19 protein-coding genes are annotated in these 25,271 nt (G+C 43.3%); 6 read left to right on the forward strand and 13 right to left on the reverse strand.

All coding sequences use genetic code 11. The features are described 5' to 3' along the window. Nucleotides 1-68: 68 nt before the first annotated feature. The gene (gene sfsA, locus ACT29H_RS05280) at nt 69-782 is read right to left on the reverse strand and encodes a DNA/RNA nuclease SfsA (protein ID WP_444820561.1); all 714 of its coding nucleotides are present in this window, start codon (nt 780-782) and stop codon (nt 69-71) included. Nucleotides 783-925: 143 nt separating this feature from the next. Between sfsA and ACT29H_RS05285 the strand changes: the two genes are divergently transcribed. Then, nucleotides 926-1,165, forward strand: a complete 240-nt coding sequence (locus ACT29H_RS05285; protein ID WP_444820562.1) for a YkgJ family cysteine cluster protein — start codon at nt 926-928, stop codon at nt 1,163-1,165. 25 nt (nt 1,166-1,190) lie between these two features. Here the strand turns inward: ACT29H_RS05285 and ACT29H_RS05290 are convergent, their stop codons facing one another. Further along, entirely contained in the window at nt 1,191-1,883 is a 693-nt protein-coding gene (locus ACT29H_RS05290; RefSeq protein ID WP_444820563.1) for a head GIN domain-containing protein, read from the reverse strand. A gap of 486 nt (nt 1,884-2,369) precedes the next feature. Then, entirely contained in the window at nt 2,370-5,333 is a 2,964-nt protein-coding gene (locus ACT29H_RS05295; RefSeq protein WP_444820564.1) for a DEAD/DEAH box helicase, read from the reverse strand. 264 nt (nt 5,334-5,597) lie between these two features. Between ACT29H_RS05295 and ACT29H_RS05300 the strand changes: the two genes are divergently transcribed. From ACT29H_RS05300 to ACT29H_RS05310, 3 genes are all read left to right on the forward strand, one after another. Further along, nucleotides 5,598-6,209, forward strand: coding sequence for an NAD(P)H-dependent oxidoreductase (locus tag ACT29H_RS05300; protein WP_444820565.1), 612 nt, complete (start codon nt 5,598-5,600; stop codon nt 6,207-6,209). A gap of 236 nt (nt 6,210-6,445) precedes the next feature. Then, complete coding sequence (locus tag ACT29H_RS05305) at nt 6,446-7,069, forward strand: IMPACT family protein (protein WP_444820566.1); 624 nt, start codon at nt 6,446-6,448, stop codon at nt 7,067-7,069. Nucleotides 7,070-7,110: 41 nt separating this feature from the next. Then, nucleotides 7,111-8,025, forward strand: coding sequence for an SMP-30/gluconolactonase/LRE family protein (locus tag ACT29H_RS05310; protein WP_444820567.1), 915 nt, complete (start codon nt 7,111-7,113; stop codon nt 8,023-8,025). Between the two features lie 856 nt (nt 8,026-8,881). On the opposite strand, the gene ACT29H_RS05315 is transcribed toward ACT29H_RS05310, so the two are convergent. From ACT29H_RS05315 to proS, 4 genes are all read right to left on the reverse strand, one after another. Next, complete coding sequence (locus ACT29H_RS05315) at nt 8,882-9,445, reverse strand: DUF7010 family protein (RefSeq protein WP_444820568.1); 564 nt, start codon at nt 9,443-9,445, stop codon at nt 8,882-8,884. Nucleotides 9,446-9,681: 236 nt separating this feature from the next. Next, the gene (locus tag ACT29H_RS05320) at nt 9,682-10,194 is read right to left on the reverse strand and encodes a SixA phosphatase family protein (protein WP_444820569.1); all 513 of its coding nucleotides are present in this window, start codon (nt 10,192-10,194) and stop codon (nt 9,682-9,684) included. Nucleotides 10,195-10,256: 62 nt separating this feature from the next. Further along, on the reverse strand, nt 10,257-11,486 hold the full coding sequence (gene pepT / locus ACT29H_RS05325) for a peptidase T (RefSeq protein ID WP_444820570.1): 1,230 nt from the start codon (nt 11,484-11,486) through the stop codon (nt 10,257-10,259). Between the two features lie 322 nt (nt 11,487-11,808). After that, complete coding sequence (gene proS, locus ACT29H_RS05330; RefSeq protein WP_444820571.1) at nt 11,809-13,284, reverse strand: proline--tRNA ligase; 1,476 nt, start codon at nt 13,282-13,284, stop codon at nt 11,809-11,811. Between the two features lie 440 nt (nt 13,285-13,724). Between proS and ACT29H_RS05335 the strand changes: the two genes are divergently transcribed. Together ACT29H_RS05335 and ACT29H_RS05340 are read left to right on the forward strand one after the other, a co-directional pair. Next, entirely contained in the window at nt 13,725-15,200 is a 1,476-nt protein-coding gene (locus ACT29H_RS05335; RefSeq protein WP_444820572.1) for a hypothetical protein, read from the forward strand. Between the two features lie 87 nt (nt 15,201-15,287). Then, entirely contained in the window at nt 15,288-16,847 is a 1,560-nt protein-coding gene (locus tag ACT29H_RS05340; RefSeq protein ID WP_444820573.1) for an OmpP1/FadL family transporter, read from the forward strand. Between the two features lie 86 nt (nt 16,848-16,933). On the opposite strand, the gene ACT29H_RS05345 is transcribed toward ACT29H_RS05340, so the two are convergent. The 6 genes from ACT29H_RS05345 to ACT29H_RS05370 form a co-directional block, all read right to left on the reverse strand. Next, nucleotides 16,934-17,227 carry a PG0541 family transporter-associated protein gene (locus ACT29H_RS05345; RefSeq protein WP_444820574.1) on the reverse strand — a complete coding sequence of 98 codons (294 nt, stop codon included), beginning with the start codon at nt 17,225-17,227 and terminating at the stop codon, nt 16,934-16,936. Between the two features lie 193 nt (nt 17,228-17,420). Then, entirely contained in the window at nt 17,421-20,543 is a 3,123-nt protein-coding gene (locus tag ACT29H_RS05350; RefSeq protein ID WP_444820575.1) for an efflux RND transporter permease subunit, read from the reverse strand. A 56-nt stretch (nt 20,544-20,599) separates the two neighbouring features. Further along, the gene (locus ACT29H_RS05355) at nt 20,600-21,637 is read right to left on the reverse strand and encodes an efflux RND transporter periplasmic adaptor subunit (protein ID WP_444820576.1); all 1,038 of its coding nucleotides are present in this window, start codon (nt 21,635-21,637) and stop codon (nt 20,600-20,602) included. Between the two features lie 61 nt (nt 21,638-21,698). Further along, on the reverse strand, nt 21,699-23,075 hold the full coding sequence (locus ACT29H_RS05360) for a TolC family protein (protein ID WP_444820577.1): 1,377 nt from the start codon (nt 23,073-23,075) through the stop codon (nt 21,699-21,701). 63 nt (nt 23,076-23,138) lie between these two features. Continuing rightward, on the reverse strand, nt 23,139-23,768 hold the full coding sequence (locus tag ACT29H_RS05365; protein ID WP_444820578.1) for a TetR/AcrR family transcriptional regulator: 630 nt from the start codon (nt 23,766-23,768) through the stop codon (nt 23,139-23,141). A gap of 168 nt (nt 23,769-23,936) precedes the next feature. After that, on the reverse strand, nt 23,937-25,214 hold the full coding sequence (locus ACT29H_RS05370; protein ID WP_444820579.1) for a sulfate adenylyltransferase subunit 1: 1,278 nt from the start codon (nt 25,212-25,214) through the stop codon (nt 23,937-23,939). Nucleotides 25,215-25,271 lie beyond the last annotated feature (57 nt).

Raw genomic sequence — 25,271 nt, forward strand, 5'->3', positions numbered from 1 at the left:
CATCCTACATAGTATGGCGCATAGTAAACCCGAGAAGAAAAACGAGGTGGCTCTATGCGCCATTCTTTTTAGCTTTTTGTTTTTTCGTCATCTATTACAAAAGGCAAAACTTTCTTCAGGGAGATTCCCTGAGGTGAAACTTCTGCTTGTACGGGAAAAACCTCTACTCCCTTATCTACAGCTCTTTTTAGTGCTTCGGCATAGGCCGGATCGATGTTTTGGGCAGGCGCAAACACCTCCACATCCATACGCTGAATAATATAAAGCATCACGGCACGGTAGCCTTCCTCTTTCAGCCGGATTAACGTCTCCAGATGTTTGAGCCCCCGTGTGGTCACAGCATCCGGAAACAAAGCGTAACGTCCCTCTTTAAGTGTTACATTTTTCACTTCCACAAAACAGGTTTCTGCATCATTTTCGGCCATAACATCCAAACGGCTGTCTTGAATTTTAACCTCCGGGACAACTTTGGTATATCCTTCCAGCCCGGGAATGGAGCCACTGCGCAATGCCTCTACCGCCAATTTATTGGGATGGCCTGTATGAATGCCGACCCAGTTGCCGTTAATACGGATCATCTCCCACGTATATTTGGTCTTGCGTTTAGGATCATCTACCGGCGAAAGGTAAACCTCGGCCCCTTCTTCCAGACAACTTTTCATCGACCCGCTGTTGGTGCAGTGCGCCAATACCTGCGTGCCGTCATCCAACTCAACATCTGTAAGAAAACGTTTATATCTCCGAATCAATCGTCCATGCACCAATTCTTTGTCAAATACCATATTCTATTCTTGTAATATATACGAAATTCCCTCTCCTCTTTCTTCGACATCAAGCATTCCTTCCGCTATTTTAAACTTTTTAACCGGCTTCTATTGGAATTGAGCCGAATAATTCAATTCTTTGCATCCTAAGATTCATCATTATGAAATGTCGTCCCGGTTGCGGAGCGTGTTGCATTGCTCCATCCATTTCGTCCCCTATTCCCGGCATGCCTAATGGCAAACCTGCAGGCGTACCTTGTATTCATCTCACCGATGATTTTCAGTGCGCCATCTTCCATTCTCCGGATCGTCCGGCCGTATGCGCCGGTTTTATGCCCGAAGAAATCATTTGCGGGAAAGACCGACTGGATGCCCTAAAGATTCTAGCTGAATTAGAGTAAGAAAAATAGGATCAATTTTAGACCTTTAAATTTCCTCTACTGATCCTCCAAATGTTTCTTTAATACCTACTTTTTGCGGGTCACCGGTATACTCCACGGTAGCTCCTGTGGAAGCTTTAGCATCCAACATTTGGGTTACGTTTACCGTTACAATTGCGCCTGTATTGGCCGACACATAGGCTTTCTCTGACTCCAACCCTTCTCCCTGAAACTTACCACCTGTGGAGGCCTTCACTTCCGTGGTTTTAGCATATCCTTCCACGGCTATTCGGGCTGCAGAAACCGTAGCTTCCAATGCATCTACTTCCACATTCAAATTAATGACCCCATCCAACCCGGCATCGAGAGTAAGCAGTTTGGCCGACAGAACACCCTCATTATCGACATTACCACCCGATCCCACAGAGATGGAACGAATATCAGTATAGGTGAGGTAAACCTGAACCGTTACATCCTGATATACCTTGGTTCGCATTTTAACGGTCAGCTCGTTTTGGTCGTTCTCTACGATTACATCCGAAGTAGGCGCATTAATGATATTAATTTCCGCCTTTGGCTCGTCGCCTTTTATAAGAGTCACATTGATGCCTTTGGTAACCCTTAGCTTATTGAAATTTTTTATGACTCTTGTCTCTTTGACAATATTCTCCTGTTCTTCCCGGGCGGCCAAAGAAAATGCAAATGATAGAGACAATAGAAAAACAAATATTCGTTTCATGTTCAAAGAAATTAGTATTTATAATAATTATCTGATTACCAAAACTCATTTTATCATTGGCATTGAAGACCTGATAAAGCCTCATAACACAAAAAGAAGAGACTAGTCACAACCAATGATACCAACGTAAATTTGTTGGATTCATTTTATCCATCAAAAATAATACCTAATATTTTGTAAGGGATAAAAGGATCCAATATTTGAGGAGCGGGGTATGTGTCTTATCCTAGCCCCGGAGCTTGCTCCCGCTATGTCGTCGCGCCACAGCGCTTATTTAATGAGATAAAAAAAGTTTATAGTTCTAAGCTCTTTGTGATTATTAATCTCTTCAAGCACCATTCCCTCCAAATCCCCTATGGGAAATGGTTTAACTATTGAATAAACCGAACTTCTCCTCCCCCATGCTCCAATTAGCATATTCACCCTTCCTGCCTCTTTTTCTCGCCCACCATTTCACCTTTATACCATTTCACCTTTCAATTATTTTTAACTGAATAGATCTCTAATTTGCTCAGAATCCATTTGACTCAAAGGATTGGTCGAATTGACAAAAGCGTCGGCCAGTCGGTTTTTCTTTTCCTGCAGCTGTGCAATTTTTTCTTCAATGGTTTCGCTTGAAATAAAACGGTATACAAAGACATTGCGAGTCTGTCCGATTCGATGGGCACGATTGATGGCCTGCGCCTCCGCCTTTGGATTCCACCAGGGGTTAAGCATAAAAACATAATCGGCTTTTACAAGATTCAGTCCTACCCCACCGGCTTTCAGCGAGATCAGGAAGATTTTAATATTATCATTGCGATTAAATTCATCAATCACTTTATCGCGATGCGAGGTCTGTCCGATCAATTTGGCATATCCTATTTTGCGACTAACCAGTTCTGCTTCCAGCAATTCAAGATCTTTCACAAAAGAACTAAATACCAACACATAATGGTTTTCGGAAATAATATTTTCGAGAGACTCCACCATCTGTTCAAATTTCCCCGATCCCCCCCGGTAATCCTCCAATAACATAGAAGGATGGTTGGCCAGCTGGCGCAGCCGCGTCAGTGCTTTAAGGGCAATAAAGGCCTGCTCGCCTTGCGGACGGCTGTCTATCGCTTCCAGAACCTTATTGCGCACACCCGATTTTTCACGTTCATAGATTTCTCTTTGCTCGGCTGTCATATCACAATAGACCACTTGCTCCATGATGGGCGGAAGATCCTTAGCAACCATCTCTTTGGTACGACGAAGAAGAAACGGACTAATCATCTTCTGCAGATGTTCCGATTTAGATTCATCCTCCTGACGTGTAATAGGAATCTCATAGTACTTTTTAAAAAAATTCAGAGACTTTAGTAACCCTTCGTTCACAATATTCATCTGCGCCCAAAGGTCGGTCAGTGAGTTTTCGATGGGGGTACCCGTCAAGGCCAGAAAATGACCGGCATTGATCCGGTTTACGGCCTGATATCCTTTGGAGGAGGGATTCTTAACATTCTGACTCTCATCAAGAATCAGATATTCCCACTGGGCTTTTTCGAGGATATCCACATCATTGCGCAAAATACCATAGGTGGTTATTACCACGTGGTAGTGTCGTAATATTTTCCACAAATCTTTCGACCGCGCACGATCTGCCCCAGTGTAAACATAGACTTTCAACGACGGTGCAAAGCGTTTTATCTCATTGTTCCAGTTGTGCACAAGGGAAGTGGGCATAACAATGAGAGAAGGTGAAACCCCTGACCGGTTAAATCCCTCCAGATGGGACGAGAACAATGATAATTGCCCTTCTTGCACTACTTTATCACCCTCGGCTGAAGAGAAGTAAATATTCTGCAACAGTGCGATGGTCTGTAAAGTTTTTCCCAACCCCATGTCGTCGGCCAGGATTCCGCCAAATCTATTGTGTCGTAAAAAAAGCAACCATTGATATCCCTCAACCTGATAAGGTCGAAGCGTGGCATTCAACCCATCGGGCAATGGAACCGAATTAAACTCCCTGAGTTTAGGCAATTCAGGTGTTACTACGCCATCTGCATCTTCCGAATCCTCTTTTTGAAGTTCATCCAGCAAGTGGTAATAGTTTTTGGGAAGTAAAATCCTGTCGCCATCCGTTTTTCCAAAGTTGACCAAATCGTAATATTTGGCAAACCATGATTTGGGAATAATAAATACGGTGCCGTCGGGCAACAAAAAACGTCGATCCCCATTCAGAATATTTCTTCGAAACCGGGTAAAAGGAATTTTATGCGGAGGTATTTCAACAATACTATGAATATCAAACCAATCCAGATCATCTGTAGTTGTTTCGAAATAGGTGCTATAGGGTTCGGAAGAATACTTTTCCCCATCAAATTCCAGATCTAATTGAATTTTATGCTGCGCCAAAAGTTGTCGATGTTCTCTCACCCATTCCACCAGATTGGCCGGTCCTGAAAAAGAGAGAGCCTGATCTTTACGATCTGACAGATCATCAGGATGGGCAAACGAGATGTCATCAATCAATCTAAGTCCGTTATCGGTAAGCAGAGAAAAAACTCTTTTCTCCGTATCATAATCCCTCGGAAAACGACGAAACGTATATCTTCCCTGATCATTTAAAAAGTCAACGAAGACATCGGTTTTGCGATTGGGGGTTATCCAACGATTTCCGTAGTGAAACTTAAACCGAAGCACCGGCCGAAGCGATAAATCATTCTCCAACACCAATTTAACTTCGGGATGATCCGGAACAGTAGTGATTTCAAAACCCGACCCTTCTATCTCATAATCCTCAACAATATGTATAATGAACTTGCTCAAATAGGTTTCAATCGCCTTGGCACCATTAATATGCAGATATTCTTTCTCCCTGAAAGGATTAAGCTTGCCACTGTCGAACTTGTCGAAATAATAAAGTGTGTTACCGTTTTTCAACACGGCGGGTGAAGCGCAAATCACTTCCGGATTCTTTTTCGAAAGGGAAAACGGGTATTTCTCCTGCCTGAACTTCAACGAATAGGTCATCCGTTCGCCCTCTACATTCACGTAAAACAATGGCTGACAAGGGGTGGAAGCTATTTTCAGTCGGTCGCTACGATACACATTGCTGTATCCGGTCTGCTTAAAATAGGCCGGCACTTTAGAACCAGCCAACATTCGCACCAGACGGTACATCTTATTTTCAATCTCCGGACGAATTCTCTCCTCCAATATTTTTTGAGGAATATTGTTCTTAAAATCGCGCAGGTTACTTTCTCGGCTGAACTTCCTAAACAACTCTTTATCCGAAATGGTATACAACAGCTTAACCATCTCTTTTTCTTCATCAGAATAATTATCCGGATGTTTCTCCAGATGGTCCGGTGTCACATGTTCCAACAGCTCTATCGGCTGATTGGAATGAAAAACTGCATGATAAGGAATGGCTGTCAGGCCTATATTAAGACGATAAGTAAAAACAATGATTATTGAAGACATTTTAATACCGTTTGACATTCCCAAAATCAGCAAATATAACAAATTCACTAACCCGAAAAATTCATCTCTTTTGAACTCTTTGTGAAACTTTATTATTTAGAATTGTTCTACTTAAAAACAAACCCTTATTTTTGCATCTCTGTTTATGAGATGCATTTTGACTGAAAAGAGAGCGGCAAAAAGGAAAAAACAAAGACCAACAATTTGAAAAATGCTTCCCATAGACCGGTTTATAAAAAATATAAATAATCAAAGCGTAAGAACATGCAACATTTAATAATTAGTGCTCATCCTAATAAGAACAGCTTTAGCAATGCACTGGCAGAGGCACTTGCAGCCGACAGCCGAAACAACAATGCAAACCCGATGATTCGGAACCTTTATGAAATCGACTTTAACCCGATCCTAACCAATTCCGATCTGTCACAAATAAAAGATGGCCTTATTCCGCCCGACATTTCCCGTGAACAAAAACTATTGAAAGAGGCTGATCTTATCTCGATCGTTTACCCCCTATGGTGGGGCAGCTTTCCCGCTGTATTGAAAGGTTATTTTGACCGGGTACTGACCAACGGCTTTGCGTTTAAAATATCCACCGACGGACCCGAAGGATTGCTCAAGGGCAAGAAGATCGTTTTGCACACTTCCATGGGCAATTCGGTGGAAGAATATGAAAAAAAGGGGATTCTCGATGCCTTCCGGCAAATTCACGGCAACGAAGTTTTCGGTTTTTGTGGCATAGAGATAGTAGGCCACTTCTTTTATCCACGTATCTCCGACTCTTCCGAAGAAATGAAAAACAGATATATTGAAAAAGCCCTGGAAAACTACCAACCCATTTTTTCCAGTCAACAACAGATCCCTGTCAAAATGTAACGAACAGGATTTCTTCACCTACCGGTTCAATCTCATCACCGGTGGTGTCGTAATAATGACTGTACCCTCCAATCAATGTTTCTGAAGCCGATCGGTCAAACCGCATCGGCTTCTTCCTTTTTACATCCACAATCTCACTATGCCATAAATTGTCCTGTTTCCGGGATATTTTTCTATTTTTGAAAATCAGTTCAACAGAACAGAGAAGATGCTTTGTCCATTTTGTAATCGGATATATGCTTAAAGATTATTATACAACCATAAAACAACCGGTAGAAGGCCTCTATAAAGAAAAAGGAAGCAAATTTTTGGCCTATGGTTTCCCGGTTCAGTCGGAAGATGAAATCAGGAAACATGTCGATGACCTGAAAAAAAAATATCACGACGCCCGCCATCATTGCTATGCCTGGGAACTGGGCATTGATGGTAACAACTTCAGGATGAACGATGACGGGGAACCTTCGGGAACAGCCGGTAAACCCATTCTTGGTCAAATCCATTCCTTCGGGCTCACTAATATTCTGGTTGTGGTGGTGCGTTATTTCGGAGGCATTAAACTGGGAACCGGAGGCCTGATCCAGGCCTATAAAGCGGCAACAGCCGATGCCCTTGAAAAGGCTGAACGCATTCAATGTACGGTCAAAAAATCTTTTTCCATTCGATTTCCCTACGACTTGATGAATCAGGTTATGCGCGTTGTTAATGATGAGGAACTGATTATTAAAGCCCAAAAGTTCGAAGCCGATTGCAACATGACGCTTGCCGTCAGAGAATCAAAATTCGAATCCATCATAGATCGTTTCAGAAAAAGCTTTGGTGTAAAGGTAATTGAAGATCAATATCCATCGATCAAAACGTGATATGCCGCGAATGAAGAAACCAGGGTAAAATACGAACCATCATGAAAACGCTAACGACAATATTGACAACCATCGTCCTCTCTGCTCTTTTTTCAAAGGCAACGGCTCAGTCACCTCTTTACGAGAGCTTTGACATCACCCCCGATTCCGTCTTTATGGATTTGGCAGAAGGGCCTGCCGTAGCGCCCGATGGAACGCTTTACGCCGTCAATTACGGTCATCAGGGAACCATAGGCTATGTGAGGCCGGACGGCTCGCACGGACTATTGGTTGATTTACCGGAAGGCAGCATCGGCAACGGAATCCGCTTGTGGAACAATGAAACACTATTGGTGGCCGACTATACGGGGCACAACATATTGCAAATAGACATTAACACCAAAGCCATTTCAGTGCTGGCTCACAACCCACAAATGAGTCAACCCAACGATATTGCCATCAGCTCCAAAGGGGTCGTTTATGCCAGTGATCCCGACTGGAAAAACAATTCCGGAAGAATATGGATGACCAACCAAAGCGGGAAGCTTAAACTTATAATGCAAAACATGGGTACCGTAAACGGTATTGAATTGTCGCCCGATGAAAAATTGCTTTACGTCAATGAATCCAACCAGAGAAATATTTGGGTTTTCGACATTCTAGACGACGGAACGCTTGACAACAAACGCCTCCTCATCAAATTTGCTGACTACGGATTTGATGGCATGCGATGCGACGAACAGGGTAATCTGTATGTGGCCCGCTTCAATAAAGGAACGGTTGCCATTATATCGCCCAATGGCCAATTAATAAGAGAAGTTGTGCTGAAAGGCGATCGGCCTACCAACGTCGCATTTGGCGGAAAGGAGGGTAAAACCGTTTATGTTACCGTAGCCGACAGGGGAGCCATCGAAGCCTTCAGAACTGAATTCAGGGGAAGAGCTTACCTGCTTCAAGAATCATGGTCTCATCATTAAAAATGGGGGTAGGTAGCGTCCTAAATCGTCGTCCCTGAAAACGCTCATCCATACTGACCGAGGTAACAATAAGACGAATGATTTCTCGGTGAAACGAATCATTACACAAAGTTTCTCGGATTTTTAGACACTTCCTCTTCGATAATTACCAATACGCCCCACTTTGACGTCGATTTTTATATCATTCTCATAAGCCATAAACTTGCGCCCCTTCGAAGTCTGAACATTCGGGTTGAAGAAAAATTCAATCCAAAATCAAGCCGCAAAAGTAGCCATCAGACTTCTAGCGTCTTGCCTCCGGCATCGGTCTTCCGGCCTCCCATCCCCAAGCGCTTGCAGCTCGGCGTATATTCCTTTTCCTGCAAGCTACAGCGGCTCGGAAAATTTTCCGAAAACGTCCTGCACATTGCAGCAACTCAGAAAATTCTCTGAAAACGTCCTGCACGTTGCAGCGCCTCGGAAAATTCTCTGAAAACGTCCTGCACGCTGCAGCGCCTCGGAAAATTCTCTGAAAACGCCCTGCACGCTGCAGCGCCTCGGAAAATTCTCTGAAAACATCCTGCACGCTGCAGCAACTCGGAAAATTCTCTGAAAACATCCTGCACGCTGCAGCGCCTCGGAAAATTCTCTGAAAACATCCTGCACGCTGCAGCAACTCGGAAAATTTTCTGAAAACGTCCTGCACATTGCAGCGCCTCAAAAAAATTAACAGAAGAGAATCAGCATAGAATCTCCAACCACAAAATACTAAAGAAAAATAATCAGGACACAGTTTGATGAACACTCCCTGGAAAGAACGAAAAAACAAATCGGTATCACCGAGTCCTCTCAAAGCATTGTCAATTGGCTTACAATATCATTCCTGCCTCTGACTATTGACCTTCTTCCGGTAAGAAAGGTAGAGCCATACTGCCAAAACAAAGAAAGACAGGACCATCAATGCGCCAATCATATACATATTATCGGCGGACAAGTTTAATCCCAGCACCAAACTCCCCACCGAAATAATCCCTGCCATTAAAGAATAACCTGTTTCATTGTAAAACCAGCCGTAAGGAAAGAGATGTGCACCCGTAATAATGGCATAGGTCATCAAAAAGTAGTCGGGAATTCTGACCATGACGAAGATCAAAAAAGGAAAATAGAACAGCTGCGCTATATTCAGTCTTACTCCTAACGGATGCAAGGGATTGTCTTTAATCTTCCATTGCGTCTTTAAGAGTCGGGACAAACCATAAGCCAGGGGAAACATCAATCCGCTAACCATAAAAGTCAGGATACCTTTATAATAGCCCGACAAATTCATGGTCCAAACAAACGTAATGATTATCCAGAGTATCATTCCGGACACAATAAATTCCAGACCGTTTTTGGCTTTTAATGATAACTCCAGTCTAAAAGCGTCTTTAACTTCATTCATGGGGTTTATTCTGAATTTTGTGCCATCAGCTACGAACCCTTTTCAAAATTGTTAGAATTTAAAAATTTAACAGCTTCTGAAAGGTCCTCTGAAAGCGAAATATTAAAAAACCAACATAATAATCAATTAGAACGTCTACAAACTTTAGGTTTCACCTGGTTCCAAACATTTATAACACATCCCCTCCCGTATCACCACCATCTTGTATCGGGCCATCGATTCTATCTTCAGCTCCACTAATTACCATTCTTTTTTTTCAGTTCTTTTGGAAAAACGAACAATTCGGTGCGTCCGTTACCCGCTTTAATCTGGCTCCACTCCGAAGTCGAAAAGGCAAGGATGGCTGTTGCCGATGTGGGATAATCAAAAAAGTGATCCCCTGTCAGTTGAAAGGCTGTCAGGGCAATTTCAGGGTTGTGACCAACAACCATCACCGAGTCGAGGTCGCCGGCCAATCGAGTCACCTCCAAAAGAAATTGCTCCACAGTGTATCCACTATAGAGGAATGGTGCCTCAATGATGTCGGCTTCAGGGATGCTATAAGCACCGGCCATGATTCTGGCCGTCTGCAAAGCTCTGATGGCAGGACTGGAAATGATCAACTGTGGCACAATGCGTTTCCCAATCAGATGATCCGATATCAGCCGAACATCTTTGCCACCCCTTTTTTTCAGTTGTCGTTCAAAATCATTCTCTGCGTCGGTCAGGGGTTCAGCTTTTGCATGTCTGACTAAAATTAATCTTTTCATCTCACCTGAAGTTTAAATTCCCGATTAGGTAACAATAGTAACAGCTCATCCGCCCAAAGAAATTACTTCAATGAGGGAACCAGCGCGGCAATTTTCAGAATTACTTCCATCGCTTTTTCCAATGAAGGAATGGGGAGAAACTCAAAGCGTCCGTGAAAGTTATGTCCTCCTGCAAAAATATTGGGTGTGGGCAATCCCATAAAGGCCAGACGAGCACCATCCGTTCCGCCACGAATGGGCTTAATTTTTGGAACCACACCGGCCTCACGCATCGCCTTTTCTGCCAGATCGACAATATACATGACCGGCTCAATTTTTTCACGCATATTGTAATATTGATCTTTTATTTCCACTTGCATGGTGCCTTCACCGAATTCCTTATTCACCTTATTGACCAGGTGTTGCATCTCCTTTTTACGATCTTCAAACCGATCGCGTTTAAAGTCGCGGATCAAAAACTGCATTTCGGTTTTTTCCACATCCCCATTGAACGACATAAGATGATAAAATCCATCATAGCCATCAGAATGTTCCGGGGTCTCATGCCTGGGCAGCATCATAATTAATTGGTTGGCGATACGCATAGAGTTACGCATCTTTCCACGTGCATATCCCGGATGCACATTGCGCCCGTGGGTGGTAACTTTTGCCAGCGCAGCATTGAAGTTTTCAAATTCCAATTCTCCTATTTCTCCACCGTCGATGGTATAAGCAAAGTCGGCACCAAATTTTTTCACATCAAAGAGGTTGGCCCCTTCGCCAATTTCTTCATCGGGCGTAAAGCCGATCCTGATTTTACCATGCTTAATGTCCGGATGTTTCACCAAGTATTCCATGGCAGAAACAATAGCGGTAACGCCTGCTTTATCATCGGCCCCTAACAGAGTGGTTCCGTCGGTGGTAATGATGTCCTGTCCGATGTACTTTTTAAGTTCGGGAAATTCAGTGGGCTTTAAAACAATGTGATCTTGCTCATTCAGCACAATGTCGCCCCCGTCATACTCTTTCACAATCTTGGGCGACACATTTTTTCCGGAAAAATCGGGGCTGGTATCCACATGGGCTATAAATCCCACCACCGGCGTATCCTTTTCAATATTGGAAGGCAAGGTCGCCATGATGTAGCCGTTTTCATCCAGCTCCACCTCCTGAAGCCCAACCTCTTTGAGTTCTTCCGCAAGCTCTTTGGCAAAAATCATCTGTCCCGGCGTACTGGGCGTAAGTCCGGTATTAGGATCTGACTGCGTATCAAATTGCGTGTATTTTATAAAACGATCTGTTAATGAAGCCATAATTTTATTGGTTTAATCCTTTTATGAATGCAAGATAAAAAAAATTAAGATAGGCTACGCCGCAGCCCTCCATTAAATTGAAAAAACAGAACTATTACAAACGGGAAGGGCAAAAGCCTTCACGATAAAATATAAGAAAGGGTCTCCCGGCTAAGAGACCCTTTAATAAGCTATTTGGTTGAAAGGTATAAATGGTCGGATTAAAACATCAAAGGTCTTAACCCACTGATTTATACATAATCCCTCAACGCCTCTACCCGATTCATTGCAACAACAAAAATGGGGTGTGATGAATCAGCTCTATTAAACTGACAAACAGTAATCAGTAAGCTCTGGCAAACACCACTCTTTGACTGGAAGGTTTTCCGGTCACTATGCACTTTCCGGCCTCCTGTTCATTGTTGATGGGTATACAACGAATGGTAGCCTTGGTTTCCTGTTTGATTTTTTCTTCTGTTTCGGGCGTTCCATCCCAATGAGCGAGGATAAATCCACCCTTTTCATCCAACACCTTTTTAAACTCGTCGTAGGTATCTACTTTACGGGTGTTTTCACTTCTGAAGTTAAGGGCTCGCTGATATATTTCGGACTGAATCTCTTCCATCAGGTCAGAAATACGTTTTTCAACGCCATCCATGGGTACCACCTCTTTGGTGAGGGTATCGCGCCGGGCCAGCTCCACGGTACCGTTTTGCAAATCGCGGGGGCCAATGGCCAATCTGACGGGCACCCCCTGCAACTCATACTGGGCAAATTTCCATCCCGGTTTATGTTTATCATCGTCATCCACCTTAACCGAAATACCGAGTTGTTTTAACCCTGCAGCAATTTTATCTGCCTGTTCAACAATTTGTTTTAATTCTTCCTCTTTTCTATAAATAGGTACAATTACCACCTGAATGGGTGCCAATTTAGGCGGCAGCACCAATCCGTGATCGTCGGAATGCGACATGATCAAAGCGCCCATCAAGCGAGTGGATACCCCCCATGAGGTAGCCCAAACATATTCCTCTTTTCCTTCTTTGTTTTGATATTTCACATCAAAAACGCGCGCAAAATTCTGTCCCAAGAAATGAGAAGTTCCCGATTGCAGAGCCTTACCGTCCTGCATCAAAGCTTCAATGGTAAGGGTCTCTACGGCACCTGCAAACCGCTCACTGGCCGTTTTATAGCCCTGCAAAACGGGCATCGCCATGTAATTTTCGGCAAAATCGGCGTAAACCTTTAACATGGTTTCAGCCTCTTCAATAGCTTCCTCCCGCGTGGCATGGGCGGTATGCCCTTCCTGCCAGAGAAATTCGGCAGTCCGCAGAAAAAGACGGGTTCGCATCTCCCAGCGCACCACATTGGCCCACTGGTTGATTTTAATTGGGAGATCACGATAAGACTGAATCCAGTCACGATAGGTATTCCAAATAATGGTTTCAGAAGTCGGTCTTACGATATATTCTTCTTCCAGACGGGCATCCGGATCAACCACAACGCCCTTACCATCTGGATTATTCTTTAAGCGGTAGTGGGTAACTACGGCACACTCTTTGGCAAACCCCTCCACATGATCGGCTTCCCGGCTGAAAAACGACTTGGGAATAAACAAGGGGAAATAAGCATTTTGATGACCGGTTTCCTTAAACTTATCATCCAGGGTACGTTGAATTTTTTCCCAAATTGCGTAGCCATATGGTTTAATCACCATGCAACCACGAACGGCAGAATTCTCAGCAAGTCCCGCCTTAATCACCAAATCGTTGTACCATTGCGCATAATTCTCGCTTCTGGGGGTCAATACTTTTGCCATAATCTGAATTAATAGATATTTAGATATTAATTTTTTCTGGATTTATCAGGCTCCGGAGACTCAGAAGGTAGTTTAAATGCAGAAAACAGAGAATGCTCATTTTCAATCAAACCAGTTCAGGCTTTCCATCTGAAATTCCCCAAACGCTTAATAGGAAGACTCTGCAAAAGGAGTTCTTAACAAATCCTTTACAAAAGTCGGCACGAAAATAATAAAAATGAGTTAACTTTAAGCAATTCCGTAGCTAATTCCTCTTCAATCAGTCCTTCTTCCATTGGGAAAAATCGAAGTGCGGATCATCTTATGGAAGCAGAAACATGGAGGTTGGAAGCGACATGATTTTCAGCCAAAAACATTTTTTAACAGACTTCTCCAGAACTCAGTCTTTTGGTACGAATTTTGCTTGTTAACCAACTACGAAAACAACAGGAGGATGCCCCATGAAAAAGTTATTATTTATCACAACCGCAGCTGTTTTGCTGATAGTGGCAGGTGGATGCACTACCGGCCGAATGGCATCAACCGGAGTATATTATGACGATATTTATTATGCGCCGGATTTGACCAAGGATAATATGGAGAAGGCATTTGCCCCGGTGCCCTCGATCGCTCAGAAAGAACAAAAAGAGCAAAAGCAAGAAGAACGTCAACTGATTAATGCTTATGCAAGCAGTGACCTGGCTCGTGAACAAAGAGATACCAGAGATTTCTCACAAATACAGCAAAAGTATGCTTCCATTCTTGCCGATGAAGAAAATGAGGAAATAGATTCCTTAATATACTACAATGATGAGACCGGTTATTGGGTAGATGGATTTGACGGAAGCGAAATGGACCGAGATTATGCCGAAAGACTGATCCGATTCCATGGCCCTTTCACCCGGATTCCTTATTGGTCATCCCTGTATGATCAGTTTGTCTATTTTAATGATCCCGACTGGAACGTATATGTAGACGGGAATTATGCTTATGTATTTCCCACCTGGAGCAATCCATGGTATGACAGATATCGTTTCGATCGCTGGAGATCGCCCTGGAGCTTCTCATTTGGATATAGCTCATTCTGGGGAGATCCCTTCTATTCCGGCTATTTTGGTATGGGATGGTACGATCCCTTTTATAGTCCATTTTATTATGGATGGCCATATTATAGCAGACCTTATTATTCTTATTGGCACCATCCACATTATCGCAACGGATATTATGGCGGGACACATGCCAGTCGAAATGTTTACCGTGGTATAAAGCCATCCATGACCAGCAACACCAGGTATTATACTTCGCCCAGTAACACACTGAAGCGAGGCACCAACGAAGGAAGTCAGAGGGTTACCACTACACGTAGTGGAACCCGGATAATTCGCAACGCTGACGGTACAACCACCGTGGTTAATAGCAGCGGAAATACGCAGCGTGCCATTCGCGGATCTGCCGTGCTTAAATCCGGAAGCGGAAATACAAGTCAGGAACGTACCATTAGCCGATACCAGGGAAGTGGTGCCTCTACCGGGACTGTTCAAACCCGATCTCGAAGAAGCTCGACCCCTACTTACAGTCAGCCTGACAATGCGTCCAAACCATCGTATAACCGAACCGGCACATATACACGTCAGGTGAGAAGCAGTTCCACGAGTTCTCAATCGCTTAAGTCAGGTAGCACTACGCGAAGATCGGTTTCAACGCCTAGCAGAACCTACAATTATAATAGTGGCAGCAGCACACAACAGCGATCCAGTGTTCAGAGAAGCACTTATACACCGTCCCGAAGTTCATCTTCGTCATCCGGAAGCTATCGCAGTACCTCTTCTTCCAGTCGAAGCACCAGCTCTTACTCGGGAAGCAGCAGTACTTCATCCGGCAGCCGAAGCAGCAGTGGATCCAGCAGTGGGCAAACCATTCGCAGAGGACGAAGATAATATCCTGAAAATTGATAGCGTTTTTCATAATCTGAATTCCATGATTCCACCAAATCGGAATCATGGAATTATCAAACTTCTGAAACTATGTTCAATCATAAAGCTATTTTTTCCCTGTTTCTCTTTTCTCTGTTAACGTTTTCGGTAGCAGGGCAAAATGAGGATAATGCATTGAGTTATTCCTATCAACGCCCTACCGGCACAGCTCGTAGCATGGCCCTGGGAGGAGCAATGGGGGCGCTGGGAGGTGATTATTCAGCCATAGGCATCAATCCGGCCGGGATTGCCGTTTACCGAAGCAGTGAATTTTCTTTTACACCGTCACTGATCTATAACAATACCGAAAGCGACTATTATGGCACCTCCTCCAGCGATGACAAATTCAGCTTTCCCATCAACCATATTTCCTATGTGGGCACCTCGAGATTGATGCGGGAAACGGATGGACTCGTCAGTACCCACTTCGCCATAGGTTACAACAGGACCAACAATTATAACCGGAAGAGTTTTATACAACATGACGGGGTAGCTTCATCTCTGCTGTATATGTTTTCAGCCAATGCATCCGGCTTCACGCCTCAGGGCCTTGATAATTTCTACACGGGGATTGCTTATGATGCCTTTCTCCTAGAAAACCTACCGGGATATTCTAATGAATATATTCATGCCTATGAGTTTGTGAACGATGAAGGTTACGTGGAACTCGGTCCTGTTAACGGCCTCAACCAAAAGAAAATGATTACGGAAAAAGGCCATTCGGGTGTTTTTGATATTTCATTCGGTGCCAACTTTGGCAATAAGTTTTATGCCGGCGCCACCGTGGGCATTGCTTCGATCACCAACACAAAGGAATCTCAACATTACGAAAAAGCAGACGATGAGGTTTATAATGAATATATTGACTACCGAAGAAATAATGGTTTTGAGATCCTTGACGATTTCTATTTTAATGAATATGAAAAGACTACCGGGACCGGGATAAATTTGAAGGTGGGTGCAATTTATAAGCCCATTAACAGTCTTAGACTTGGAGCAGCATTTCATACCCCCACCTATTACGCTATGGATATGCAATATGATACCGAAGCCATATCCTATTTTTTTGATGCCGATAATTACGATATCCAGTCTGACCTTGGTAAGTCTTCGTTCAATTTTCGAACACCTTTAAAGGCCATAGGAAGCATAGCTTATATTTTCGGCACCCAAGGATTGATCTCATTCGATTATGAGTACACAGACTATTCTTCGATGAAGTATAAAAGCAAAAACAATGATGTTCGGGAAAAAGCTATTATGGAGACTTTAAACGAAACCATCACCAACACTTTCAAGGCCACTCATAATTTCAGAATTGGTGCCGAATACAGACTCGCTGAATTTTTGGCTTTACGGGGAGGGTATGCCTATTTCCAAAACCCTTATAAAGATGATTATCAAAATTCAGAAGGGAAACATTTTAACATCACAGGTGGATTAGGTTTCAGAGCTGGTAATATGACCATAGATGTGGCCTACCTCTACAATAAGGAGACCTATATTCACTCCTTGTACTATTCGCAAGAAATACCTAGTGACGTACAAAAACCTGCCGACATGACCTCTGTCGACCACCAGCTGGCCCTCACTCTGGGTTGGAGATTTTAAACAGATTGACGAAAAGATTTAAAAGCAGATCATTACAAATATCCGGCCGGACATCATCGCATAGTCCGGCCGGATTATTTTGTCCATTAAATACCCACTTCGGCATCCCAGATAAAAGCCCTCAATCCCTGCATTTCTGCTTTATCATTCAGGTGCTTCAGATGCGACATTAATTCCCCTGTTTTGTCATCATCTACAACCGTCAATATGGCCTCATTCAATGCCGGCCAGGTATGGGTTCCCAGATGGGGTTCACCCTTTTCGGATCCACGCCCCTGCACCTGAGGCCATCGCGAATAACCACGGATATTCAGCTTATTGAGGATATGCTCCACTTTCTCTGTGAGCGCCTGATTATATACGATAAATACTGTCTTCATGCACGTTGGTATTTAGTGTTTAGAACTCCTTTGGGGATAAATAGCTACTTTCATCAATACTAAATTAATTGAAGTTATTGGTCTGACGGAACTCACATGACCATTAAGTTTATAGATCTTTTTGTTATGTCAAACTTAGTTGATCATGCTCTTTTCGTTTTCAGCCTTAGGTCAATACTTCAGAGTTTCAACCTCAAATTCCTTCTTCTAGTTTTTCCAAGCGTTTACGTTCACTTTTCAGTCGACTTGCACCAAGCATGGTATAAACCACCGGCATCAACACAAGTGTTAACAAGGTGGAAATGGTCAAGCCACCTATGATGGCTACCCCCATGGGCTGCCATATCTCCGCCCCCTCACCAAAACCAATGGCCAGAGGTAGCATTCCCAAAATGGTTGTAAGTGTGGTCATTAATACAGGACGGAGTCGCGACTTTCCACCTGCAATAACCGCAGGAATAAGATCAACGCCCCTATCCCGCAGCAGGTTAATATAGTCTACTAACACAATACCGTTTTTTACCACTATTCCTACCAGCATGACGGCCCCAATCATAGATATGAGATTCAAAGTTGTTCCTGTAATGAAAAGAGCCAAGAAAACCCCTGTAAAAGCAAATGGAAGTGTTAACATAATGATAAATGGAGCACGCAATGACTCAAACTGGGAGGCCATAACGATATATACCAGGATGATTATTAAAATCAGCAGTAACCCAAGATCGCCAAAAGACTCTTGCTGATCTTCTGCGGTACCTCCGATATCAATTCCAACCCCTTGGGGAATACCGATCTCATCGACTGCTGCATTAATCTTTTTCACCACATCGGTTATGGAGGCCTTGTAGAGCGACCCGGTGACGGTAATCACCCGCTGTCGGTTGCGCCGCTCAATGGAAAGAGGGGCATTAAACGCCTCCACCTGCCCCAGTTCACCCACTCGGATGGCCTTACCTTGTGCATTATAAACCCTGATGTTTTCAATGGTCTCAATAGACTTTCTGAAAGGTTCAGCAAACTGCACTCTAACATTGTATTCATCTCCTCCCTCCCGGTATTGGGCAGCAATCAATCCATTGATCCGATTTCTGACGGCAGTGGCCACGGCCGAAGTTGATAACCCGTGTAGGCCCAGCTTTTCGCGATCCAACACCAACTGATATTCGGTTTTGGGATCCTCTCGACTAATTTCGATATCTCGCAATCCCTCCATGTTTTCCATTCTCTCTGCTATTTCTAAACTCATTGCTCCCGTAACATCCAGATCATAGCCGGAAATAATGACCTCAACGGTGCTGGCTCCACCACTCATGCCACCGCCACTGCCTCCTGGCGACACCGAAAAATCTTGAATAATGGGAATAGTCTTAAGATCTTCACGCATCAAGTCGCCAATCAGATAAATATCACGGTCTCGCTCCGTGCGATTTGACAAGCGCAACGTAAAATTGATGATATGGGACCCATTCTCTCCAAAGGCAGAAAAAATGTTGCTGTCATCCGCCACGCCAGCACTGGTGGAGATAACCTCTATTTCCGGATATTTCTGTTGCCAAATATTTTCAATCTGACGTGCCACCTCTTTGGTCTTCTCAAGTCTTAAATTCATAGGCAGTTCAACAGTAGCCTCTATTCGGGCATTATCGGCCGGAGGAATAAACTCGGTTCCGACAATGGACACCAACGAAATACTTGCCAAAAACACCACCACAGAAACCACCAATACTATCATCTTATGCATCACCGCCCAACCAAGAGTTCTCTCATAAAAATTATCCAATTGGTCAAGCCCCCTTTCAATCGTCCCAAACACAGCTTTAGATATCCCGGGTTTTCGGGGTGGCATCAGCCGAAGCATTTGTGATGAAAGCATGGGTGTAAGGGTAAGGGCTGCCAGTGTTGAAACGATAACCACCAGAGTAACAATCATTCCCAACTGACGAAACATTATCCCACTCAGACCTTGCACTAAAGTGAGTGGGAAAAAAACGGCCACTACGGTAAGAGTTGTGGCCACTACAGCCAGGCCCACCTCGTTGGTACCATAGATGGCTGCTTCACGTGGTGAACTTCCTCTTTCGATATGTCTGGTAATATTTTCCAGCACAACAATAGCATCATCCACAACCATTCCAATGGCGATAGACAAAGACGAAAGAGATATAATATTTAAGGTATTACCTGTGACATAAAGGTAGATGAATGAGACGATCAAAGATACGGGGATAGTGAGAATAATGATAAAAGTAGCTCGCCATCGCCCCAGAAAAAATAATACGACCAACACCACAAAGATGCCTGCATACAGCACTGTATTAGCAAGACTATTTATGGAATTCTCAATAAACTCTGATGTGTCGAAAATGGTATCAATTTTAATATCCGGAGGCAGATTACGCATCAATTGCGGCAGCCTTTCCTTTACTTCTCTGGCAATTTCCACCGAATTGGCACCCGATTGTTTTTGGATCACGATACGAGCCCCCACCCTACCGTTGCTTCGCTCATCGATGGTCATTTCAGCAATGGTGTCATTGACAGTTGCCACATCGGATATTTTGATGGGTTTGCCATTAAAGGTTCCCAAAACCAGATGTTTAATCTCATCACTGGATTTAAATTCTCCTTCAACACGAATTGGAAAGGTATGGCTTCCCAAATCCAAATCACCTCCCGGAAGATTTAAATTTTCTTGTCCGATAACAGCACCAATCTGCTCAACACTCATATTGTAGGCCTCCAACTTTCGGGGATCCACTGTCACCTGAATCTCACGCTCCGGCCCCCCCGACAATGAAACAGCCCCTACCCCTTCAATTCTGTTTAGTGGATTAACAATGCCTTCATCAAGAATTTTGGACAGTGCCGGATAACTCTCGTCTGCAGTAGCCGACAAAAGCATGATGGGAATCATACTGGTGCTGAATTTAAAAATGATGGGTTTTTCAACACCGTCGGGCAAATAAGTTTCAACCCTGCCAATGGCATCTCGGATGTCGTTGGTGGCCTCATCCAGGTTGGTCCCCCACTCAAATTCCAGCATCACCAGAGAAGTATTGTCCTTAGATACGGAGGTAAGCTCTTTCAGATTACTAACCGTATTCAGGTTATCTTCCAAAATACGAGTTACATTGGTTTCAATATCAGCAGCACTGGCCCCTTCGTAAAAAGTAAAAATACTAACAATAGGAGGATCTATTTCAGGATAAAGATCAATGGGCAAATAGCGCAATGAAAACAGGCCCATAATGATTACCCCGATAAATATCAGTACTACTGAAACCGGTTTCTTTACTGCCTTTTCGTATATACTCATTTTCTAACAGTTATCAGATTAAAACCATTTATTTTGAAGCAGATTCAGGGGATGGACTATTGAACAACTTTCACTTCGGAGCCTTCCAACAAGCCGGCATGGCCTTCTACCACCACTTCTTCACCGGCATTGAGCCCATTGATTACTTCAAAAAAATCATCCACTCTTCTTCCCAAGGTAACAACCTTTCGTGTTACTTTCCCCCTGTCAACAACAAAGACAAAATAGTCGTCCGTTCCCTGCTGTCTTTGCACTGCCAAATCAGGTACCGTAACCCTTTCAACGCTCTCAAACACAATATTGATACGCCCAAACATCCCCGGGCGGATTAACCGATCTGAATTGGGAAACCGCGCTTCAATAGTAAATGTACGAGTGGCAGGATCTATCGCCGGATATTTCAAATGAATAACGCCTTTAAAAGTGGTGTCAGGGTAAACATCAAGTCGCAAAGAAACCGGCATCCCTTTTTCTACGGAAGGAAAAAAGCGTTCCGGAACATAAACCTTCACTTTTACCGGGTTGATTTGCATAACGGTAAGAATACCCATTCCTGAAACCATACTATACATATCGCCATCCTCAAAATTTCGCGAGGTCACCACACCGTTGCCGGGCGACATGAGACGAGTGTTTTCCAGAAGATTTTGATAGCTGGATTGTAACACCTCCAGTTCTGCTTTTACCTGATCCAATTGCTGTTCAGAAACACTTCCGGTTTTAAAGAGGGTATCCAATCGGGCATACTCTTTTTCAAGGTTCTTCAATTGCACACCGGTCTGAATTCGTTGAGTAGGATCCATCTGCACCAGCAACTGTCCCCGTTGAACAAAATCGCCAACTTCAGCATGAATTTTCTCAATGCGAAGCTGCAAGGAGGGACTGATCATGTACTGCGCAAAAGGTTCCACATTACCGGTGAAATCCATATTTTGTTCTACCATCTTTTTTACCGACATGGCTGTTTTCACCGGCCTGGGTCCGGTATCATCCTGATCATTTGTTTGCTCTCCCGGTTGAGAACAAGCCATCATAGAAACCATAAACCCAACTGTAAAAATGCGGAAAGTATTGTTGAATATTTTTATTTTCATAACTGATAATATTAAAGTTGATGATTTGTAGGGTGGATGCTGAATAATAAAAAGATGATATCTATTCAAATGAGGCGGAAAGATTGTTTCCCAAAATGTTGTCATACTCTACGCGCGCCGAAAGAAAATCAAACCGTGCCTGGTTTAAGTTAAGACGAGATCGGGTCAGCGCCACTTCAGCATCATTAAGCTCGAGTAAAGTACCCGCTCCTGTTTCATATCTTTTTTGAGCAATGTCATATCCACGTTGTGCCTGCCGAACCGCCACTTTTGCAGATTCAATTTTATCAAGTGCGGCTTCCATTGCCCGAAAAGCGTTCAACAAAGAAACAGATATCTGACGCTCCACATTTTCACGCTGAAAGGAAAGTTGTTGCTTACTTACTTCCACCTGTTTTTCCCGATATCGATTGGAGAAGCCGTTGAATATGGGTATTTGCAGCTGCAGGCCTGCCACAATCGGGTTTACCCATTGGTATTGGTTAAACTCAAAATCGTTGGCCTCGGTTTGAAGTTGAAACTGCATAAAAGCCGAAAGGGTGGGAAATCGCATAGCTCTAGTCATATCGAACTGTTTATCGATCATCTGCTTCTGAATATCCAGCAATTTGAGATCGGGGTTGTTGGAGATATCCTGAAACGGTTGTTGCGGCATCTCCTCCATTAAGATCTGAAAAGAGGCCAACTCTTCTGTCAATCGAATTGGCGTATCTTTCCCAAGCCCTAACAATATTTTGAGCATCAGGATCGTCACTTCTCTTCCGTTGTCTGCTTCGGTCAGCGAAGGTTCAAGATTTCGAACCTGAACTTCGGACCTTATCACATCATATTCCGCGGCAGCCCCGTGCGCAAACAGCCGTTTGGTATTTTGAAAGTTCTCTTTAGCATTGTGGAGGCTTCTGGCCAGGACATGGTACGAATCGTTGGCCAGCAAACAATTAAAATAGGCTTTCTCCACCTCGGAAATCATATTAATTCTAGATTGCCTTGCAGCTTCCAGCGCATTTTTCATTTCCACTTCGGTCATTTGAATATTCCTGAACAATGACATATTAAAAAGGGGCACCGAAGCATTTATACCTGCCGAATAGCTGTTATCATATCCAATCTCCAGCTTATTGGATCCTCCAAATCCGGCAGACATATCTTCAGGTAAAAACATCACCGGTTTTTTCATATTCCGGCTGTAGCTTCCCGAAGCAGATACTGAAGGGATAAGGTCTGCCCAGGCTTCTTTGCGGGAATAATCCACTTTAACGATCTCTTTATCGGCCACCTTTATGGAAGGATTCTCAGACAACGCTATTTCAATAGCTTTATCCAAGGTTAGCACCAATGTATCTTCAGAAGTAGCATTCTGTGCAGTACCCATTGCGGACCATCCACCAAGCAATGCAAGCACAGGAAAAAAGATCATTCGTCGTAAAATGTTTCTCATATTTTCAGATTTTACAACTTTAATAAGTATTTAAAAAGCTGTTATTTTTTTTAAGATCGAAGGCTACCCTAACCCTATATTCCGAGCATCAGGGTTGTTCCATAATTGTTCCAGCAATGCAATACCTTTACCGGTACAGATTCCTCGGGTGAAATTGAAGAATACACTTTCATAGAGTTCCTTTCTTGGGAATTCATCAACAGGAAACACCTCATTATTATGCAACAGGAAAATTTGTTCGTAAAAGATTTTTGCTACCAAACGTGAATTGACATCTATTCTGAAAAGACCTTCTTTTTGCCCTCGTTCCAATAAATGTTGCAATTTATCGTGACTGGATTCTCTACTTTTCCGAATGGAATCATCCCAAATCTCCGGATAGAACTTTTTAAGATCTTCCAAATAGACAGGATTTACGACTTTAAAGCTCTCATAGCCATAATGCAACATACCAATAATGATTTCAATAACACTGTCAGACTTCTCAATCATCCCCTTCATATTCTGGTCGTGTTGGCTTTGAAAAAAGCCTATAGCAGCTTTAAGAAGATCTACTTTGTCATTAAAATTTTCATAAATGGTGCGCTTGGACACGCCCACTGCCGAAGCAAGATCATCCATCGTGACACGCTTGATACCACGGGCAAAAAATAAGCTGCCCGCTTCTCTCATTATCCGTTCTCGAACATCCATTGATAAAAATTTTCGGAACTCAAAAATAGGATGAAAACTAAATACACCAAAATAGTTTTCTTGTTTTAACTTTTATTCACGCACTCAAAAAAGGACAAAAAAAACCGTCAACACCAATGGCATTGACGGTCATTAACACAATAAAAATCTTTTCAGATGATCACACTTCTAGATGATCATTCCGGCAGCAACGGTTTCGTTGGTACCTTCATCGATCAGAATGAGACTACCGGTATTTCGGTTAACATTATATGAATCGAAAAACAAAGGTTTGGTTGTTCGCAACTTCACTCTCACAATATCATTCATGCCCACCTTCAAATCATCAAAATCTTTTTCAAGCGTATTGATATTCATTTTATACTCCACTTCTGTAACCATGCACCTCATTTCGGCGGAGGTATGACGAAGGATATACTTTCCTCTTGGAATCATTTCCCTTTCATTGAACCAACACATCATCACATCCACATCTTGACTGATTTCGGGTCCGTGTCCGTTGGTTTCTTTTACCAGCATATCTCCACGACTAATGTCGATTTCGTCTTCCAAGGTAATCGATACCGATTGTGGAGCAAACGCCATCTGCAGAGAGTCTTGAAACAGGTCAATAGATTTAACTTTGGAGGTAAAACCGGAAGGTAAAACCTTAATCTTATCACCCACATTTATGGTTCCGCTGACAATACGTCCTGCGTATCCACGATAATCCGGGAAATCTTTGGATTGGGGCCGAATCACATACTGAACAGGGAATCTAAAGTCGTCTCTATTAATATCACTACCGATATGCAAATTTTCAAGCAAATACATCAGTGTGGGTCCCTGATACCAATCCATGTTTTTTGAACGGGTCACCACATTATCGCCGACCAACGCGCTAATAGGCACATACCGGACATCTTTAGCAGAAAGTTTGGAAGAAATATCCTCCATATCATTTTTGATTTGGTCAAAAACTTCTTCTTTATAATCCACCAAATCCATTTTATTCACACAAATGATGATATGTGGAATCTGCAGCAAAGAAGCGATATAAGCATGTCTACGTGTTTGCTCCAGCACACCATGCCTTGCATCCACCAAAATGATTGCAGCATTGGCGGTACTGGCTCCGGTCACCATATTACGTGTATATTGTATATGGCCGGGCGTGTCGGCAATAATAAATTTGCGCTTGGGTGTAGCAAAATAACGGTAGGCAACATCAATGGTAATGCCCTGCTCACGTTCTGCTCTCAGCCCATCGGTCAGCAAAGCAAGGTTAACATTTTCGCCTCCGGCCCTGAGACTGGCTCTTTCAATAGCCTCCATCTGGTCTTCAAAAATAGCCTTTGAATCGTAAAGCAGGCGACCAATTAAAGTACTTTTGCCGTCATCCACACTACCTGCTGTGGTAAACCGCAAAAGCTCCATATTTAAGTATCCGGACTCTTTTCCACTCATTTTATTGTAATTATCCCATTTTTCAATGATCGATTAATAACTGATCTGTATTTTCAG

The organism is Thermophagus sp. OGC60D27 (assembly GCF_052400625.1).
GTDB lineage: Bacteria > Bacteroidota > Bacteroidia > Bacteroidales > Marinilabiliaceae > Thermophagus.